Origin of the sequence: Streptomyces sp. col6, assembly GCF_008042035.1 — a bacterium.
In the GTDB taxonomy this organism is placed as follows: domain Bacteria; phylum Actinomycetota; class Actinomycetes; order Streptomycetales; family Streptomycetaceae; genus Streptomyces.
The window spans coordinates 508,295-526,501 of sequence record NZ_RDBL01000002.1; the positions used below are offsets into that span (position 1 = coordinate 508,295).

Here is an 18,207-nt window from a genome sequence, read left to right on the forward strand (position 1 = left end):
GATGAGCCCCTGGAGCTGAACCGGTTTTGTGAAGTCGCGCCGCCTTCTTGCGCCCATTCCCATCCGTCGCCGTCATGGGGTCGGACAGGGCGCGAGGAGGCGGTTTTCCCTTTCCTTGGCGCGTCCGTCCGGCGTTACGGAACACCGGTGCACCGGCCCACGAGCGGGGGGCCGGTGCCGGCGGACGGTGTGCGGGCGGGAGCGCTACTTCGTGGCTCCCTGGGCGAAGCCGTTGTAGATGTAGCGCTGGAGGAACAGGAAGGCGATCAGTGTGGGCACGATGACGAGCACGGCCCCCGCCGAGATGTTCTCCCAGTGCGCTCCGAAGGGCCCCTTGAAGCGGAACAGGGCGGTGGAGACCGTGCCGAGTTCCTGGGACGGCATGTAGAGGAAGGGGATGTAGAAGTCGTTGTAGACGGTGATCCCCTTGATGATGACCACCGTCGCGACCGCCGGCTTGAGCAGCGGAAAGATGATCTTGCGGTAGATCGTGAACGAGTTCGCCCCGTCCAGTCGTGCAGCCTCGTCCAGGGACACGGGGATGCCCCGGATGAACTGCAGGAAGATGTAGATCGAGACGATGTCCGTCCCCATGTACAGCAGGATCGGGGCCCAGCGGGTGTCGAACAGGCCGAAGCTGTTCACGACCTGGAAGGTGGCGACCTGCGTGGTGACCCCGGGCACGAGGGTGGCGACGAGGAAGAGGGCCATCACGAGCTTCCTGGCCCGGAAGTGGAAGCGGTCGATGGCATAGGCGGTCATCGAGCCGATGAGCACGGTGCCCGTGATCGAGAAGAGCAGGATGAACAGGGTGTTGCCGAGGGCCGTGAGCATCTGGCCGTCGGAGAAGGCGGTCGCGTAGTTGTCGAAGTTCAGCCAGTTGCCCGGGAGCGACAGGGCGCCGCCGTCGGTCGCCTCCGAGGAGGTCTTGAGCGAGGTGAGGAGGACGACCGCGAGCGGGAGGACCACCACCAGCGAGGCGACGACGAGCGATACGTAGACCAGCGTCTGCCCGATGCGGCCACGCAGCCGGACGCGTCGCGGGCCGGGTGCGGTGCGGGAACGGCCCGCGGTCTTCATGGCCGTGGTCTGCGGAGCCGTGGTCATACGAGGTCCACCTTTTCGTCGGGCACGAGCCGGCGCTGGATCCAGGTGATCAGCAGAATGATCAGCAGCAGCACCACGGCGGCCGCCGATGCCAGCCCGGTCTTGTTGAACTGGAACGCGAGCTTCACGGTCTGGATGACGAACGTCGAGGTGCCCGTCGCACCGCCGGTCATGATCCAGGGAATCTCGAACACCGCGAGCGACCCGGAGATCGCGAGGATGACGCTCAGGCTCAGCACGGGCCTGATGCTCGGGGCGATGATGTGCCGGAACTGCTGCCACCTGGTCGCGCCGTCCAGTTGGGCCGCCTCGTACAGCTCGCCCGGAATGGACTGGATCGCGCCGAGGAACAGCACGAAGTTGAGGCCCGTGTAGCGCCACACCGAGACGCCGGCGAGTGAGGTGTTGGCCGAGCCGGCGTCACCCAGCCAGGAGTGATCGGGGTTCTGGCCGAACCAGGACAGCACCGTGTCCAGGGTGCCGCCGTCCTGGAAGAAGTACAGGAAGACGAACCCGATGGCCACGCCGTTGATGAGGTAGGGGAAGAAGAGCAGCCCCTTGAACAGGTTGCGGAACCGCAGGTCGAAGCTGAGCACCGTGGCGAAGTAGAGCGCGATCACGATCTGGACCGCGGACGCCGCCAGGTAGTAGACGCTGACGAAGAACACCCGGAAGAGCTCGGGCCGGGTGAAGATCTGGACGTAGTTGTCCAGGCCGGTGAAGTTCCGGTCGGGGCTGATCCCGTCCCAGTCGGTGAAGCTGTAATAGATCATGTTGCCCACCGGCACGTAGGTGAACGTGATCAGGAGGGCCAGCGGCGCCGTCAGGAACAGCCAGGGCGTCGCACGGCGGAGCGCCCGGCCCCGGGACCCGGGTATGCGTGGGCTGCCGCCGGTGGGGGAGGGGCCGCGCCGCGAAGGTGTCGCACGGTGCGTCTTCACGCTCACCGCCTCGGTCGTCTCGGTCATGTCGGACCTTTCGTCATCCGCGTCGGGCTCGCGGCGTACGCGGGAGGGCGGGGCCCCGCCGGTGTCGTGCGGCCGGGCCCCGTACCGGGTCAGGAGCCGATGGTCTTCGCGGCCTCGTCCCACTTCTTGTTGAGCTCGGCGAAGTAGCTCTCGGCGGTGCCCTTCTGCGCGCCCCGGGCGATGTCGACCAGCTTCTGGCGGTAGTCGGGCGTGTTGAGACCGATCTCCGCGGCCTTGTCGATGTCGTTCACCGCACCCGTCTTGCTCTCCGAGCGCTCGACGAATGTGACATCGTTGTCAACGAACTCCTTCAGCGTGTCGGGCATGGGCGCCGACTTCAGGGTGGGCACGGCGCCCTCCTTGGCGGAGTAGCCGGACTTGTCCGTGAACCAGTCGATCCAGGCCCGCGCCGCTTCCTTGTGGTCCGAGTGGATGTTGACGGCCTGCTGGTAGTCCGACACGAGGGTGGCGCACTGCCCCTCCTCGCGCTGGACGGGGACCGGCATGTAGCCGATGTCGTCGGGGTTCTTCCCGGCCTTCTCGGCGGCGTCCCGCATCTGGCTGATCGCCCACGAGCCGACCATCATGGAGCCGATCTCACCCTTGGCGAGCTTGCTCTTGGACGCCTCCCAGTTGGTGGTGCTGGGATCCTTCTCGGAAAGGCCGTCCTTGACGATGTCGAAGAGCAGGCTGTCGATCACGGCGAGTTCGCTGCCGGCCTTCCACGGCGAGACGGGGCCGGCCAGCTTGTTGTTCGCCTCCTCGCTGCAGGTGACGGAGCCGATGTTGGCGGACCACTGCACCAGCGGCCAGCCGTCCTTGAAGTTGGTGTAGTACGGGGTCGATCCGGTCTTCGACTTGATGGCCCGCAGGTCGGCGATGAACTCCTCCGGCGTGTGCGGCCAGGCGGTGACGCCGGCCTTCTTCCAGAGGGCCTTGTTGTAGACGAAGCCGTTGGCGGTGCCGAACTGGGCGATGCCGTAGGTCTTGCCGTTGACCTCCGACTTGTCGCTGAAGCGGTACTTGTCCGACATCTCGATGGACGAGCCGAGCGGCGCGAAGAACTTGGGGTAGTCGTTCTTGGCCACCGCCCCCGGGATCATGAGGACGTCGCCGTACTTGTCCGTGTTCATTCGGATCTTGACTTCACCCTCGTAGTCGGTGAGGCCCTCGAACTTCACCTCGATCTTGGGGTAGACCTTGTTGAACTCCGCCGCGTAGGCCTTCATCGCCCCGCTCTTGATCAGGTCCGTCCGCTGCGTCAGGACCGTGATGGTGCCGCTGGCCGTGCTCGCGTCGGCGGGCGCGGAGGCCGTCTCGGCCGACGGCGCACCGCTGCCGCTGCAGCCCGTGACGGTCAGTGTCGCGATGGTCAGGAACGCACCTGTGAGTGTCCTGGTCTTCCCCATGTGCCCAACTCCTTCGGACGGCGGCTCGGGTCTGCGCCGGATGTCGGCACTATGGCAGGGCGGAAGTGAACCGGTAAAGCTCTTGTTTCCCCTGCGATGCCGAATCGTTACCTCATTCCGAGTTCTTGCAGGTAGAAGGCATGTGCCTGGTCGCGCACGTTGCCGCAGCGTGACTAGACCGGTTTATGGACAGTGATCGATCGGCGGGCTAAGTTGTGCGCGTCGTACATCTGTCAGCGTGCGCACTGGGCCGATTGGAGCCGCACCATGAAGGACATCACCCCGCTCACCGAAGGCTGGAACCTGCGCTACGACCAAGCGCTGCTCCCCGCCGAGGTCCCCGGCTGTGTCCACACCGACCTGCTCGCCGCGGGTGTCATCCCGGACCCGTTCCTCGACCGGAACGAGACCGAGGTGGCCTGGGTCGGCCGCCGCGCGTGGACGTATCTCACCGAGGTCTCCCACGAGAGCGCGCACGAGCGCACCGACCTCGTCTTCGAAGGCCTGGACACCGCCGCGCGGATCACGTTCGACGGCCGGGAACTCGGAACCACCCGGAACATGCACCGCACCCACCGGTTCGACGCCACCGGGCTGACCGGCCGGCTGGAGGTGCACTTCACCTCCGCCTACGACGAGGCCGAGGCGGTCCGCGCCCTCACCGGTGACCGGCCCAACGTCTATCCCGAACCCTTCCAGTACATCCGCAAGATGGCGTGCGGCTTCGGCTGGGACTGGGGGCCGACGCTCGTCACCGCCGGCATCTGGCGCCCCGTACGCCTGGAGCACTGGTCGACCGCCCGTCTCGCCTTCGTCCGCCCCCTCGTCACCGTCGACGACGGCCGGGGGAGCGTCGAGGTGCGGCTCCGGGCGGAGCGTACGGAGTCCGGCACGGCGGCCGCCCTCCGGGCACGGGCCACCGTGGCCGGCCAGGAGGCGGAGGCCGTCTTCGAGGGCGACGAGGCCGTGCTGCGGCTGACCGTGGACGCCCCCCGGCTCTGGTGGCCGCGCGGATACGGGGACCAGCCCCTGTACGACCTCGACGTCACCCTGCTCGACGACGCCGGTCCGCTCGACACCTGGCACCGCCGCATCGGCTTCCGCACCGTTGAACTGGACCGCACCCCCGACGAGCACGGCACGGGCTTCACCCTCGTCGTGAACGGCGAGCGGGTCTTCGCCCGGGGCGTCAACTGGATCCCCGACGACGTCTTCCCCTCGCGCATCACCCCCGAGCGCTACCGCACCCGCCTGCGCCAGGCGGCCGACGCCAACGTCGACCTCGTCCGTATATGGGGCGGCGGCATCTACGAGGACGAGGCGTTCTACGACGCGTGCGACGAGCTGGGCCTGATGGTCTGGCAGGACTTCCTCTTCGCCTGCGCCGCGTACCCCGAGGAGCAGCCCCTGCGCGGCGAGGTCGAGGCCGAAGCCCGCGACAACGTTGTCCGGCTCATGCCGCACGCCAGTCTGGTCCTCTGGAACGGCAACAACGAGAACCTCTGGGGCTTCCGCGACTGGGACTGGGAGCCCGGCCTCGCCGGTGACTCCTGGGGCGAGGGCTACTACCTCGGCGTGCTGCCCCGCATCGTCGCCGAACTCGACCCCACCCGCGCCTACAGCGCGGGCAGCCCCTGGTCCGGATCGTGGGACCACCACCCCAACGACCCGGACCACGGCACCTACCACTCCTGGGAGGTGTGGAACCGCCAGGACTACGCGGAGTACCGCGCGAACGTCCCCCGGTTCGTCTCCGAGTTCGGCTGGCAGGCGCCGCCCGCGATGGCCACGCTCCGGCGCGCCCTGCCCGGCGAGGACCTGGCCCCCGACTCGCCCGGCATGCTCCACCACCAGAAGGCCGATGACGGCAACGGCAAGCTCGACCGCGGCGTCGCCCGACACTTCGCCCCGCCCGTCGGCGACTTCGACCGCTGGCACTACCTGACGCAGGTCGTCCAGGCCCGCGCCGTCGCCGCCGGCATCGAGCACTGGCGTTCCCACTGGCCGGTCTGCGCGGGCACCGTCGTCTGGCAGCTGAACGACTGCTGGCCGGTCAGTTCCTGGGCCGCCGTCGACGGGGACGGCCGCCTCAAGCCGCTCCACCACGAGCTGCGGCGGGTGTACGCGGACCGGCTGCTGACCCTGCAACCCGCGGGCGAGGGCGACGAGGGACTCGTGCTCGCCGTGATCAACCAGTCCGCGACGCCCTGGCACACCGAGGTGACCCTGCGCCGCGTCGAGGCCGGCGGAGCCGTCACCGGCCACGGCGTGCAGGAGGTGTCGGTCGCCGCCCGCTCCGCCGTACGTATCCCGGTGCCCGCCGGGCTCGCGCCGGCCGGGGGCACCACCGCGGAGTTCCTGGTCGCCGACGCGGACGGGCTGCGGGCCACCTGGTTCCCGGTCCCCGACAAGGAGTTCGGCTACGAGCCGCCGGCCTTCGACGTGAGCGTGGAACCCGTCCCGGACGGCGGTGGTAACGTCCACGTGGTGGTCAACGCGCACACCCTCGTCAGGGACCTCCTCCTCCAGGCAGACCGGCTCGGCCCCGCGGCCACGGCGGACCGGGGGCTCGTCACCCTGCTGGCCGGCGAGCAGGTCCGCATCCGGGTCGACGGCTGCGGCGACGTGACCGCCGACGACGCGCGAGCCGCCCTGTTCTGCGTGGGGACGAAGTGACCGCTCCGGCCCGCGTCACCATCAAGGACGTCGCCGCCCGCGCCGGCGTGTCCAAGGGCGCCGTCTCGCTCGCCTTCAACGGCAAACCGGGTGTCTCCGACGCGACCCGGGAGCGCATCTTCGAGGCCGCCCGGGTGCTGGGCTGGGCACCGAACCAGACGGCGCGCAGCCTCTCCGGCCGGCGCGTCGACATCGTCGGCCTCGTCCTGTGCCGGCCGGCGCGCCTGCTCGGCCTGGAGCCCTTCTACATGGACTTCATCTCGGGCATCGAGGGCATCCTGGCCGAGCGGTCCTGCTCCCTGCTGCTGCGGCTGGTCCGTGATGTGGACGAGGAGATCGAGCTCTACCGCACGTGGTGGCGCAGCCAGACCATCGCGGGTGCCGTTCTCGTCGACTTCCGGGTGGACGATCCGCGGGTGCCGGCGCTGGAATCCATCGGGCTCCCTGCGGTCGCCGTCGGCCATCCGTCCCTGACGGGCGCCTTCCCCGCCGTGTGGACCGACGACGCCACGGCGACGGCGGAGGCCGTCCGCTATCTGGCCGCACTCGGCCACCGGCGCCTGGCGCGGGTCGGCGGCCCGGCCGGTTTCGGCCACAGCGCGATCAGGACCCGGGCCTTCGACGCCACGGTGCGTGAACTCGGCCTGGAGCAGGGGACCCAGATCGCGACCGGCTTCGACGAACGGGAAGGGGCACGCGCGACACGCTCCCTGCTCCTGGCGAAGGACCGGCCGACCGCGATCGTCTACGACAACGACATCATGGCGGTGGCCGGCGCCGGCGTCGCCGCCGAGATGGGGTTCGTGGTCCCGGACGACGTCTCGCTGCTCGCGTGGGACGACTCCCAGCTGTGCCGGATCACCCATCCCACCCTGTCCGCGATGAGCCACGACATCCACCACTTCGGCGCCGAGGTGGCCCGCACCCTGTTCTCCCTGCTGGAGGGCACCGACACCGGCCCCCTCCAGGTGCCGACCCCCTCGCTCACCCCGCGGGGCTCCACGGCACCCGCGCCCCAGTAGAGGAGCGCGCCGCGCGACCGGGCCGCCCGGTCGCGCGGCGGGGTTCAGCGACGCTTGCGGTTGATCTTCATCGTGTCCATGTCCGTCGCCGTGGACCGCAGTTCGCCGTGGCCGTAACCCGCCTCGCGCAGCGCCGTCAGCGCCCGGTCCTCGGCGATCACGGACGCCATCTCCTCGCCGTCCCCGGCGTCCGAGACGACGACGTAGCGGAAGCTGAAGTGCTTGAGGACCCGGTCGTAGGTGAGCGACCCCTCCTCGGTGAACTGCATCGCGGCGAGGCCGTGCTCCTCCACCTCGGCCAGCAGCCGCCCGCGCGCCGCGTCCGTCAGATCCTGGAAGGTGCCGCGCACGATCACCCGGTACGTGTGCTGCGTGCTCATCTGTCGCGCTGTTCCTCTCGCCTGCCGCGTTCCGTGTCCGGGGCGAGCGTACGGGGGTCCGGAGCGGGACGGAAACGGAATTCCGGGCGGGCGGCGGGCCCACGCGCTTTGCCGAAGAGTGACGCCGGATCCCCTGGCCGGGAGCCCGGGGGCCGTGTTCCATGGTCATCGGGGGGCGCCCGGACCTGCGGCGGCCCGCGCGAGGGAGCGAGGTTGCCTTGGCCACCACCGTACGACGTGCCGTACTGACCCTGCCCGCCGCGGCGACGGGGCCGCAGAATCCGCTGCCCGCGCTGCGGCCACTGGACGAGACGCACGTCATCGACGACCGGGACCGGTCGGGACTTCCGCGCGACATGGCCCGGCAGCTGGGCCACGCCCCGCTGCCGACCGTTCTGCCCGTCCGCCTCCTCGACGGCTACGGGCGCGACCGCGTCGCCACGGACCTCGACGCGATCGTCATCGAGAACGACCATCTGCGCGCCACCGTGCTGCCCGGCCTCGGCGGCCGTATCCACTCCCTCGTCCACAAGCCGTCCGGCCGCGACCTCGTCTACGCCAACCCGGTGCTCCAGCCCGCCGACTTCGCGCTCAACGGCGCCTGGTTCTCCGGCGGCATCGAGTGGAACATCGGCGCGACCGGCCACACCACCCTCTCCTGCGCCCCGGTGCACGCGGCCCTCGTCCCGGCGCCCGACGGCGGCGACATGGTCCGGCTCTGGGAGTGGGAACGGCTGCGCGACCTGCCCTTCCAGGTCGATCTGTGGCTGCCCGCCGACTCCGCGTTCCTGCACGTCGGCGTACGGATACGCAATCCGCACGAGCAGCCCGCGCCCGTCTACTGGTGGTCCAACATCGCCGTCCCCGAGGACGCGCGCACCCGGGTGATCGCACCCGCCGACGAGGCCTGGCACTTCGGGTACGAGCGCACGCTGACCCGCGTCCCGGTCCCCGCGAGCGGCGGCACCGACCGCACCTACCCGCTGCGCAGCGAGTACCCCGCCGACTACTTCTACGAGGTGCCCGACGGCGCCCGCCGCTGGATCGCCTCCCTGGACGAGCACGGCCACGGACTCGTCCAGACCTCCACCGACCTGCTGCGTGGCCGCAAGCTGTTCCTCTGGGGCAGCGGGTCCGGCGGGCGGCGCTGGCAGGAATGGCTCACCGAACCCGGCACCGGCGGCTACGCGGAGATCCAGGCGGGACTGGCCCGCACCCAGCTGGAGCACGTACCGCTGGAGCCGGGGGCCGAGTTCAGCTGGCTGGAGTCCTACGGTCCGCTCGCGGCCGACCCCGCCACCGTGCACGGCGACGACTGGGCGGCGGCCCGCGCCGAGACGGAGCGGCGGCTCGCGGACGCCCTGCCCCGCGCCGACGTGGACGCCGCCTACACCGCCTGGCGCGCCCACGCCGACACCGAACCGGGCGAACGCCTCGCCACCGGCTCCGGCTGGGGAGCCCTGGAGGTGCGGCGCGGGCGGTACGAGCTGCCGGGCACACCGTTCACCGACGACACCCTGGGCGAGGAGCAGGCGCCCTGGCTGGAGCTGCTGGACCAGGGCACGTTCCCCGGCCTCGCGGGGGCGGTCCCGCCCGGACCCACGCTGGTCTCCTGGCACTGGCGCGACATGCTGGAGACGGCCCCCGCCGAACCGCTCACCGAGTACCACCTCGGCATTGCGCAGTGGCACGCCGACGACCGCGCCCAGGCGGTGCGCAGCTGGGAACGCGGCCTGGGCAGGGCCGACTCCCGCTGGCCGCTGCTGCGCTGCCTGGCCGTCGCCGCCCGGGTGAGCGGCCAGCGCGAACTGGCCGCCGAGTACTACGCGGAGGCGTTCGACGGGCTGTGCGCCGAGCGGAGCGCCGGCGACGAGGCGTGGACCGCCGCCACCGCCGCCCTGGGCCGGGAGGCGATCGAGGCGCTGCTCGCGGCGGGCCGGACCGAGGCCGCCCGTACGGTGTGGGCGGGGTTGGCGCCGGAGATCCAGGAGCGGGGCCGTTTCCGGCTGCTGGACGCCCGGTTGCTGATCGCGGAGGGCCGGACCGACGCCGCGAAGGCCGTGTTCGACGCGGGCTTCGAGGTCGCCGACCTGCGGGAAGGAGCGGAGATCCTGGAGGAGGTGTGGAACCGGCTCACCGACGAACCGCTGCCGGACCGGTACAACTACCGCATGCGCCCCCGCGTCTGACGGGGCGACGGCACGCCGGCACAAGGAACGGGAGCGGCACGACATGATCATCTGGATCAACGGGGCCTTCGGCAGCGGCAAGACCACCCTGGTCACCGAACTGCACCGCAGACTGCCGGACGCCCTGCTCTTCGACCCGGAGGACATCGGCTTCGTACTGCGCGGGATCGTCGACGTGCCGGAGGGCGACTTCCAGAACATCCCGCTGTGGCGCGCGCAGGTGGCGTCGATGGCCCAGGGGCTCGTGGAGGGGTACGGCCGGCCGGTCCTGGCGCCCATGACCCTGGTCCGCCGGGACTACGCCGACGAGATCTTCGGCGCCCTGGAGAAGGCGGCCGTGCCGGTGCACCACTTCTTCCTCGACGTGCCGGCCGCGGTGCTCGAACACCGCCTGGACCACCGGGTGGTGGCGCCCGACGATCCGGAGCGCGACGAGGCGGCACGGCGTTGGACGAAGGAGCGGATCCCCGAGTGCGTGGCGGCGGTGGCCGGCCTGCGCGAGGACACCGTGCTGCTGGACGGTGAACTGCCCACCGACGAGCTGGCCGACCTGGTCCTGGAGCGGACCGGCCTGGCCTAGAGCCTGTCGGCGAACTCCCCTCCGCCACGCAACGCCTGGCCTAGGCGGGCGCGTTGCGGTCGACGTACTCGAAGACCGAGCCGTCCGGGTGCACGGCGATCAGGTTGCGGCCCACCGGGGTCGGGACGGGGCCCGCGACGACGCGGGCGCCGACCCGGGTCAGGGCCTCATGGGCCTCGTCGACGTCCTTCACGGCGATGGTCGCGGTGACCTTGCGCAGGATCTCCAGCTCCGATTCGGGGCCGCTCATCAGCAGGAAGCAGCTGATCGCGGCGACGGACACCCCGCCGCGCTCGAAGCGGAGGGCGGGCGCGCCCGTGAGCTCCTCGTAGAAGGCCACCGCGGCCTCCAGGTCGTCGACGCAGATACGCAGCGTGGTTCCCAGGATCTCCATGGCGGCCAGGTTAGTTGGCCGCCCGCCGCCATGTGATCCATTCGGTCCCCGCCGTGCGCTCAGGCCCGGCAGAGCACCTCGCCGTGCGGGACCATGAACCAGCCGTCGCCCTCCTCGCCCCAGGCACGCCACGCCTCCGCGACCTCCGCCAGCTCCCCGGCCGTGGCGTGCCCGCCGTCCACCGCGCGGTTCGCGTACGCGGAGGCGACGGTGCGGTCCGCCCACAGGCCGCTCCACCACGCACGGGTCTCCGGGGTGGCGTAGCACCAGGAACCGGCCGTGGGCGTGATGTCGGTGAACCCGGCCCGGCGGGCCCAGGACAGCAGCCGGCGCCCGGCGTCCGGTTCGCCGCCGTTGGCGCGGGCGACGCGGCCGTACAGCTCTTGCCAGCGGTCCAGGCCCGGCGACTCGGGGAACCAGGTCATCGCCGCGTAGTCGCTGTCGCGCGCCGCGACGACGCCCCCGGGGCGGCACACCCGGCGCATCTCCCGCAGCGCCTGTACCGGGTCGCCCACGTGCTGGAGGACCTGATGGGCGTGGACCACGTCGAAGGAGTCGTCCGGGTAGTCCAGGGCGTGGACGTCCGCGACGGCGAACTCCACATTGTCCAGGCCGCGTTCGGCGGCGGCCTCGGCCGCCTGGGCCAGGATCTCGTCGGTGGTGTCCAGGCCCGTCACCCGGCCCGGGGCGACCAGCGCGGCCAGGTCGGCGGTGATGGTGCCGGGCCCGCAGCCGACGTCCAGCACGGACAGGCCGGGCCGCAGTTCGCCGACGAGGTAGGCCGCGGAGTTGGCGGCGGTGCGCCACCGGTGCGAGCGCAGCACCGACTCGTGGTGGCCGTGGGTGTAGACGGCGGTCTCCTTCGACATGACCGTGCATCCTCTCTCGAAACGCGAACCGCGAAAGCGCTGATCGGTAGGACCACCGTAGAGCCTGTTGCCGAATAATGAGATGGTCATCTTGCTATGTGGACAGACGTGAGGTGCGGAAAAGGGGCGGCCGACTGTGCGTCGGCCGCCCCTTCTTGGCCTTTCGGGCCTGTTCCCTACACCGGCCGCGGGCAGTACACCGTCAGCGCCTCCGGCAGCTTGTCGATCATCAGCTCGCTGCCGCTGTGGGCCACTTCGCCGTCGTACGCGTACGGCGTCCCGGGCTTCAGTCCGGAGATCCGCACCCGCTGCCGGCGCACCGCCGCGTGCATGGGGGAGCGGGTCAGCGGGCCCGCGACCGCCGCCGCGAGCAGTCGCAGGGCGGGGGTCCGGCCGCCGTGCACGACCCGTACGTCCAGCAGTCCGTCCGCGAGGTTGTGCCGCCGGCCCGGTGCCGGGCCGACCCGCTGGAACAGGCCGTTGCCGACGAACAGCAGCCACAACGGGCGGTTCCTGCCCTGGAGTTCGGCCTCCAGCGGGCGCTCGCCGCGCAGTACGTGCAGGGCCGCCAGGACCCCGGCCGGCCAGCCGCCGATCCGGGGCGACCAGCGCTCCCGCATCCGCACCAGCTCCGGATACACGCCCAGGCTGAAGGCGTTCAGGAAGTAGCCGTGCGCGCCGCCCTGCCCGTCCGGGCCCGGACGGAAGCGGCCGAGGTCCACCCGCACCGCGCTTCCGGCGACGAGCGCGGAGGACACGTCGGCGACGGTCTCGATGCCCAGGTCGTACGCGAAGTGGTTGAGGGTGCCGCCGGGGAACACCGCGAGCGGCAGCCCGTGCACCGCCGCCACGGCCGCGGCCTGGTTGACCGTGCCGTCCCCGCCGCACACGCCGAGAGCCCGGCCCCGGCCCGCCGCCTTCTCCAGCTCGTCGGAGAGCAGACCGGGCGAGCACTCGATGATCTCCGCCTGCGGCAGCGCGTCCCGCACCAGCGAGGCCGTCGCCGTCGCCGTCCCCGACCGCTGGTTGACGACGACCACCAGGCCCTCCCCGTCGGGCAGCACGGGTGCGTCGGCCGGAGGTCTGCCCGGTGCGGGCAGCTGGTTCCTCGTCGGTATCACGCCCCGCAGGGCGAACGCCGCCCCCACGCCCAGGGCCGCGCCGGCCACCACATCGCTCGGGTAGTGCACCCCGGTGTAGACCCGGGACGCCGCCACGGACAGCGCGATGGGCGCGACGACCGCACCCCAGCCCTTCGACTCCAGCGCCACCCCGGTGGCGAACGCGGCGGCCGACGCCGCGTGCCCCGAGGGGAACGACGTGGTCACCGGCTGCCGCTTCAGCTGCCGTATCACCGGCACGGCGTCCAGGATCGGCCGCTGCCTGCGGACCGCCCCCTTGCCCACCGTGTTGATCGCGGCCGAGGCCACCGCGAGCGAGGCGATGCCCCGCAGCGCGGCCCGCCGGGCCCGCGCACTGCCTCCGAAGGCGGCCATACCGGCCGCGGCGCCGACCCACAGCAGCCCGTGGTTGGCGCTGCGGCTCAGCCGGGGCAGCACCGGACCCGCGGCGGGCCAGTGCCGCTGGGCCAGATTCTGGAACACGGCGACATCGCGCCGGTGGAACCGGTCGCGCAGCCCGGCGATCCGGGACGGGACGGAAGCATTGCTCGCTGACGACATGCGACAGCGGATACCCCGCCTCACCGCTCCGAACCAGCAGCCACGCCGCGGGTAGCCTGAGGTTCGTCACACCGGCCGCCGGCCGGCACACCGGACACAGGACCGAACACGAGGGGGACGCGGGGCCATGGGGCGACTCGTGCCGGCGGTGAGCAGGGCGTTCGACGTCCTCGAACTCTTCCTCCACGGCGACGGCACGCTCTCCGCGCCCGAGGTCACCCGCAGACTCCAGCTGCCCCGGACCACCGTCCACGAGCTGCTCACCACGCTCGCCGCCCGGTCGTACCTGGTCACGGACCCGGACCGCCCCGGGCGGTACCGGCTGGGCGTGCGCACCTACCAGCTCGGCAGCCGGTACGCGGAACAGCTCGACCTCGCCGCCGAGGGCCGGCAGGTGGCCCGGCGCATGGCCGCCGACTGCGGCGAGAGCGTGCATGTGGCGATCCTCGACGGCACCGACGCCGTCTGCGTCGCCCAGGCCGACTCCACCCACGCCGTGCGCACGGTCTCGTCGGCCGGGCACCGGCTGCCCGCCCACTGCACGTCCGCCGGCAAGATGCTCCTCGCCTCGCTGCCTGCCCCGGAACTCGACGCCCGGCTCGACGGCCTGGAGCTGACCGCCCTGACCCCGCACACCCTCACCGGCGAACGGGAACTGCGGGCCGCGCTCGACGCCGTACGGGAACGGGGCGTCGCGGCGGAGCACCAGGAGTCGGACCCGGGCGTCAGCTGTGTCGCCGCACCCGTGCACGACCGGTCGGGGCGGGTCGTCGCCGCGCTCTCCGTCTCGGTCCCCATGATCCGCTGGAGCGAGGAGCGCGAGCGGGAACTCACCGCCCTCGCCGTCGAGGGCGCCGGCGAGCTGTCGGGCCGCCTGGGGCACGACCGGAGCATCGCCGGCTGACCGGCCGGACCGCCCGTCCCGCTCCAGGGCGGGCGCGCCGCCCCGTTCCCTCGTATAAAGGTCCGGAGGGCGAACGGCGGGTCGGATCGGCGGCGAAGGAGGCCCGATGGGCCGGGAGCGGACCGGGCGTCAGGAGCGGGCCACGCACACGGTGCGCGAGGACCGCGGGCCCGTACGGTACGGACCGCCGGCACCCTGGCCGGGGCTGCCCGTGCTGCCGGAACTGGCCGAGGTGCTGGCCTCCGCCGCCGGCCGCGCCGCCCCCGAACCCGCCGGCGGATCGGCCGCCGTGCGCGAGGCCGCCTGCGCCTACTGGGAGCGGCGAGGACTGCACGGCGGCCCCGAACACGTTGCCGCCGCTCCCGGCACCGCACCGCTGCTGCTCGCGCTGATCGCCGCGCACGGGGGCGACGTGCTGCTGCCGCGCCCCTGCCCCGCCTCCTGGATCCCGCAGGCCCGGCTGCTCGGCCGGCCCGCCTACCAGGTGCCGACGCCCGCCGAGTGCGGCGGTGTGCCCGACCCGTACGCGCTCCTCGAAACCGTACGCAGAGTGCGCGCCGAGGGCGGACGGCCCCGGCTCCTGCTGCTCTCGGTGGCCGACGACCCCACCGCCACGGTCGCCCCGCCGGAACTCCTGCGCGAGGCCTGCGAGGCCGCCGTGGACGAGGGGCTGCACATCGTCAGCGACGAGACCTGGCGCGACACCCTGCACCGGCCGCACGACACGGTCCTGGTCAGCCCCGCCGAGATGTGTCCGGACGACGTCACCGTGGTCTCCGGCCTGTACGGCGCGCTGACCCCGGCCGCCTGGCCCGTCGCCGTCGCCCGCTTCCCCGGCACCGCGCGCTCCGCCGTACGCCACGCCCGCACGCTCGACGTCCTCACCGCGCTCGGCGCCTCGGTCGCGGGCCCGGTCGCCGCCGCGGCGGCCCACGCGCTGCGCGAACCGCCCGCCGTCACCGAACGCGCCCGGCGCGCCGCCGCCCTGCACGCCCGCCTCGCCACCGAGGCCCACCGCGCCGTCCTCGGCTGGGGCGCCGTCGCCCGCCCCCCGCAGGCCGGCCGCCACCTCTACGCGGACCTCGGGCCGCTGCGCTCCCGGCTCGCCGCCCGGGGAGTCACCGACTCACTGGAGCTGGAGGAGTACCTCTCCGAACGGCTCGGCGCCCCCACCCCCGGCGGCCACCGCTTCGGCGACGAACTCGGCGCGCTCCGGGTGCGGCTGGGCACCGGCTCGCTCCTGGGGACGACCCCGGAGCAGCAGACCGCGGCCCTCACCGCCGCGGACCCCCTCGAATTGCCGCACATCGCGGCAGCGCTGAGCATTTTCCGAGCAGCCCTCGACGCACCGCGCTGACCCACCGCCCGCGCACTCCTGGACGGGAGCCCCGATGACGGACCAGACCGAGCGTCCCCCGGTGCCTGTCCGGCAGACCTCCGCCGGACAGGCCCACACCCGGGACGCACCCCCCGTGGTCTGCGGCGAGGTCGTCGCACCGCGTCCCCTCGGCGAGGTGCGCACCTGGCCCAGGAGCTTCGCGGACCGGCTCACCGCCCCGCTCCCCGGCGTCAGGGGCGTGTCACGACTGGCCCGCGAGCACGCCATCCGGCCCAACGCGGAGGGCCTGCGGCACATCCACCGTCTGCCGTACGCCCCCGAGCCCCTGCCGCCCGTCCCGGCCGGGGCCGGCTGCGTCACCTGGGCCGGACACGCCAGCTGGATCATCCGCACCGGCGGCCTCACCGTCCTCGCCGATCCCGTCTGGTCCCGCCGCATCCTCGGCACCCCGGCCAGGATCACCCCCGTCGGCGTCCGCTGGGAGGACCTGCCGCCCGTCGACGCCGTCGTCATCAGCCACAACCACTACGACCACCTCGACGCCCCCACCCTGCGCAGACTGCCCCGGCACACCCCGCTGTTCGTCCCGGCGGGTCTCGGCCAGTGGTGCCGCCGCCGCGGCTTCGCCACCGTCACGGAACTCGACTGGTGGGAGTCGGCACAGCTGGACGGCGTCCGCTTCGACTTCGTGCCGTCCCACCACTGGTCCAAGCGCACCCTGACCGACACCTGCCGCTCGCTGTGGGGCGGCTGGGTCATCCAGGACACCACCGGGGAGGGGCACGGCGGGCGGATCTACTTCGCCGGCGACACCGGATACGGCCACTGGTTCACCGAGATCGGCCGCCGCCACCCCGGCATCGACCTCGCCCTGCTGCCGATCGGCGCGTACGAGCCCCGCTGGTGGCTCGGCGACGTCCACACCGACCCCGAGGAGGCGGTTCAGGCGTACGAGGACCTCGGCGCCCGCGCCATGGCCCCGATGCACTGGGCGACCTTCCTGCTCTCCGCGGAACCGGTCCTCGAACCGCTCACCCGGCTCCGTACCGCCTGGCAGCGCGCCGGCCACCCCCGCGACCGTCTCTGGGACCTGCCCATCGGCGGCTCACGCCTGCTGGAACCCCGGCCGGCCGACGTCACCGCGCCCACCGCGCCCGCGTCCGGCGCCACACCGCGGGCGCCCCGCTGATCAGCAGGGTCAGGCCCACCGCCGCGACCACCCCCTGCCACGGCTCCGGGAACAGCGAACCGCCCAGAATGCCGATGAGCTGATACGTCGCCGCCCACGCCAGACACGCCGGCACGTCGCCCCGGGCGAACCGCCGCAGCTCCATCCGGCCCAGCAGGCACGCCAGCATCACCGGAATCCGCCCGGCCGGCACCAGCCGCGACAGCACCAGCACCATCGCCCCGTGCTCGTCCAGCTTCTGCTGCGCCTGCTCAAGGCGTTCCGGCGCCGCCCGGTCCCGGATCGTCCGCAGCCACCGCGACCCGTGATTCGACCGCACCCCCCGCTGCCCCAGCCAGTACAGGGATATGTCCCCCAGGAACGCCGCCGACGACGCCACCGCGAACACCACCAGCAAGGAGAACGGCGACGACTGGTGGAACGCCACCACGGCCGCCGAACTCACCAGCGCGCCCGTCGGCACCACCGGCACCAGAGCGCCCAGCGCCACCAGCAGGAACAACGACGGATAACCGACCGCCTGCTGCGTCGACTCCGCGGGGAGCCGCGCCGTCTCCCGCAGGAACTCGATCACCCGGAGCACCCCGGCCGCACCCGCTCGCCGTGCGCCAGCCGGTGCACCACGACCTCCGGCGCCGCCATCGCCGCCTTCCGCACGAACTCCTCGCCCGGCGCGTGGAACTCGTGCGGCCGGACCCCGTCCATCCCGATCGGCCAGTACGTGCCGTAGTGCACCGGCACCGCCGCGCGCGGCCGAAGCCGGGTCAGCGCCTGCGCCGCCCGCCCCGCGTCGAGGTGCCCGTGGCCCAGATAGGGCCCCCAGCCGCCGACCGGCAGCAGCGCCACGTCCACCGGGCCCACCGCCCGCGCCATGTCGTCGAAGAGCCCGGTGTCCCCGGCGAAGTACGTACGCGCCGCGCCCTCCACCACGTACCCCAGGGCGGGGGAGCGGTGCGGGCCCAGCGGCAACCGCCTGCCGTCGTGCAGCGCGGGGACGGCCCGGACCCGCACCCCGCCGACGCGCATCTCGTCGCCCGCCACCACCTCGGTGATCCGCAGCCCCCGCGCCCGGCGCAGCAGCCGCAGCCCGGGAACCGACCGGACCGAGCCACGCGGCACAAGCACCCGGGCCCCCGGGGCGACGCGCGCGAGGGACGGCAGATGCAGATGGTCGGAGTGCAGATGGGAGATCAGGACCACATCGGCCACGGCCGCGTCCGGACCGGGCAGCGCACCCCGGCGGCGCCGCAGATGCGCGAAGCGCCGTACGAACAGCGGATCGGTCAGGAAGCGGACCCCGGAGTCCTCGATCGTGCACGTGGCATGACCCCACCAGGTGATCTCCACCGGCACGCCACCGCCTCCTTTGCTCATGGACCCCTGCGACCCCACCACACCTGCCCCGACGAGCCTACGACCAGTCCTGTCCGGGCGGCCCGCGCACCCCGGCGCACCCGTGGATCACGGTTCCGGTCCCGTGCCCCCGTGCGCCCCCTCAC

General features: G+C 72.5%; 16 protein-coding genes. 7 read left to right on the top strand and 9 right to left on the bottom strand.

What is annotated here, in order from left to right; genetic code table 11:
• Positions 1-204: 204 nt before the first annotated feature.
• From EAO73_RS02365 to EAO73_RS02375, 3 genes are all read right to left on the bottom strand, one after another.
• Positions 205-1,080 (bottom strand): carbohydrate ABC transporter permease, encoded by an 876-nt coding sequence (locus EAO73_RS02365; protein ID WP_147969992.1) that lies wholly within the window; start codon positions 1,078-1,080, stop codon positions 205-207.
• Positions 1,081-1,103: 23 nt separating this feature from the next.
• On the bottom strand, positions 1,104-2,075 hold the full coding sequence (locus EAO73_RS02370; RefSeq protein ID WP_147969769.1) for a carbohydrate ABC transporter permease: 972 nt from the start codon (positions 2,073-2,075) through the stop codon (positions 1,104-1,106).
• A gap of 89 nt (positions 2,076-2,164) precedes the next feature.
• The gene (locus tag EAO73_RS02375) at positions 2,165-3,484 is read right to left on the bottom strand and encodes an ABC transporter substrate-binding protein (RefSeq protein WP_147969770.1); all 1,320 of its coding nucleotides are present in this window, start codon (positions 3,482-3,484) and stop codon (positions 2,165-2,167) included.
• Positions 3,485-3,751: 267 nt separating this feature from the next.
• Here EAO73_RS02375 and EAO73_RS02380 point away from each other — a divergent pair, with 267 nt between their 5' ends.
• Together EAO73_RS02380 and EAO73_RS02385 are read left to right on the top strand one after the other, a co-directional pair.
• Positions 3,752-6,160, top strand: coding sequence for a glycoside hydrolase family 2 protein (locus EAO73_RS02380; RefSeq protein ID WP_147969771.1), 2,409 nt, complete (start codon positions 3,752-3,754; stop codon positions 6,158-6,160).
• Positions 6,157-7,182 carry a LacI family DNA-binding transcriptional regulator gene (locus EAO73_RS02385; protein WP_147969772.1) on the top strand — a complete coding sequence of 342 codons (1,026 nt, stop codon included), beginning with the start codon at positions 6,157-6,159 and terminating at the stop codon, positions 7,180-7,182. The genes EAO73_RS02380 and EAO73_RS02385 overlap by 4 nt, the downstream gene beginning before the upstream one ends.
• A gap of 44 nt (positions 7,183-7,226) precedes the next feature.
• Here the strand turns inward: EAO73_RS02385 and EAO73_RS02390 are convergent, their stop codons facing one another.
• A complete protein-coding gene (locus EAO73_RS02390; RefSeq protein WP_147969773.1) occupies positions 7,227-7,562 on the bottom strand; it encodes a DUF6204 family protein in 336 nt (111 codons plus the stop codon).
• 218 nt (positions 7,563-7,780) lie between these two features.
• On the opposite strand from EAO73_RS02390, the gene EAO73_RS02395 reads away from it, so the two are divergent.
• The gene (locus EAO73_RS02395; protein ID WP_147969774.1) at positions 7,781-9,751 is read left to right on the top strand and encodes a DUF5107 domain-containing protein; all 1,971 of its coding nucleotides are present in this window, start codon (positions 7,781-7,783) and stop codon (positions 9,749-9,751) included.
• 43 nt (positions 9,752-9,794) lie between these two features.
• On the top strand, positions 9,795-10,331 hold the full coding sequence (locus EAO73_RS02400) for an AAA family ATPase (protein ID WP_147969775.1): 537 nt from the start codon (positions 9,795-9,797) through the stop codon (positions 10,329-10,331).
• A gap of 40 nt (positions 10,332-10,371) precedes the next feature.
• Here the strand turns inward: EAO73_RS02400 and EAO73_RS02405 are convergent, their stop codons facing one another.
• The 3 genes from EAO73_RS02405 to EAO73_RS02415 all read right to left on the bottom strand — a co-directional run bounded on the left by EAO73_RS02405 (position 10,372) and on the right by EAO73_RS02415 (position 13,276).
• Entirely contained in the window at positions 10,372-10,725 is a 354-nt protein-coding gene (locus EAO73_RS02405; protein ID WP_147969776.1) for a VOC family protein, read from the bottom strand.
• A gap of 59 nt (positions 10,726-10,784) precedes the next feature.
• On the bottom strand, positions 10,785-11,594 hold the full coding sequence (locus EAO73_RS02410; RefSeq protein WP_147969777.1) for a methyltransferase domain-containing protein: 810 nt from the start codon (positions 11,592-11,594) through the stop codon (positions 10,785-10,787).
• A gap of 176 nt (positions 11,595-11,770) precedes the next feature.
• Positions 11,771-13,276, bottom strand: coding sequence for a bifunctional phosphatase PAP2/diacylglycerol kinase family protein (locus tag EAO73_RS02415; RefSeq protein ID WP_147969778.1), 1,506 nt, complete (start codon positions 13,274-13,276; stop codon positions 11,771-11,773).
• A 127-nt stretch (positions 13,277-13,403) separates the two neighbouring features.
• Here EAO73_RS02415 and EAO73_RS02420 point away from each other — a divergent pair, with 127 nt between their 5' ends.
• The 3 genes from EAO73_RS02420 (at position 13,404) to EAO73_RS02430 (ending at position 16,708) form a co-directional block, all read left to right on the top strand.
• Positions 13,404-14,180 carry an IclR family transcriptional regulator gene (locus EAO73_RS02420; RefSeq protein ID WP_147969779.1) on the top strand — a complete coding sequence of 259 codons (777 nt, stop codon included), beginning with the start codon at positions 13,404-13,406 and terminating at the stop codon, positions 14,178-14,180.
• 106 nt (positions 14,181-14,286) lie between these two features.
• A complete protein-coding gene (locus EAO73_RS02425) occupies positions 14,287-15,537 on the top strand; it encodes an aminotransferase class I/II-fold pyridoxal phosphate-dependent enzyme (protein ID WP_147969780.1) in 1,251 nt (416 codons plus the stop codon).
• A gap of 34 nt (positions 15,538-15,571) precedes the next feature.
• On the top strand, positions 15,572-16,708 hold the full coding sequence (locus tag EAO73_RS02430) for an MBL fold metallo-hydrolase (RefSeq protein WP_224756148.1): 1,137 nt from the start codon (positions 15,572-15,574) through the stop codon (positions 16,706-16,708).
• On the opposite strand, the gene EAO73_RS02435 is transcribed toward EAO73_RS02430, so the two are convergent.
• Together EAO73_RS02435 and EAO73_RS02440 are read right to left on the bottom strand one after the other, a co-directional pair.
• Positions 16,656-17,282 (bottom strand): DedA family protein, encoded by a 627-nt coding sequence (locus EAO73_RS02435; protein ID WP_147969781.1) that lies wholly within the window; start codon positions 17,280-17,282, stop codon positions 16,656-16,658. The genes EAO73_RS02430 and EAO73_RS02435 overlap by 53 nt on opposite strands.
• Positions 17,279-18,061, bottom strand: coding sequence for an MBL fold metallo-hydrolase (locus EAO73_RS02440; protein ID WP_147969782.1), 783 nt, complete (start codon positions 18,059-18,061; stop codon positions 17,279-17,281). Before EAO73_RS02440 ends, EAO73_RS02435 begins: the two co-directional genes overlap by 4 nt.
• Between the last annotated feature and the right edge of the window lie 146 nt (positions 18,062-18,207).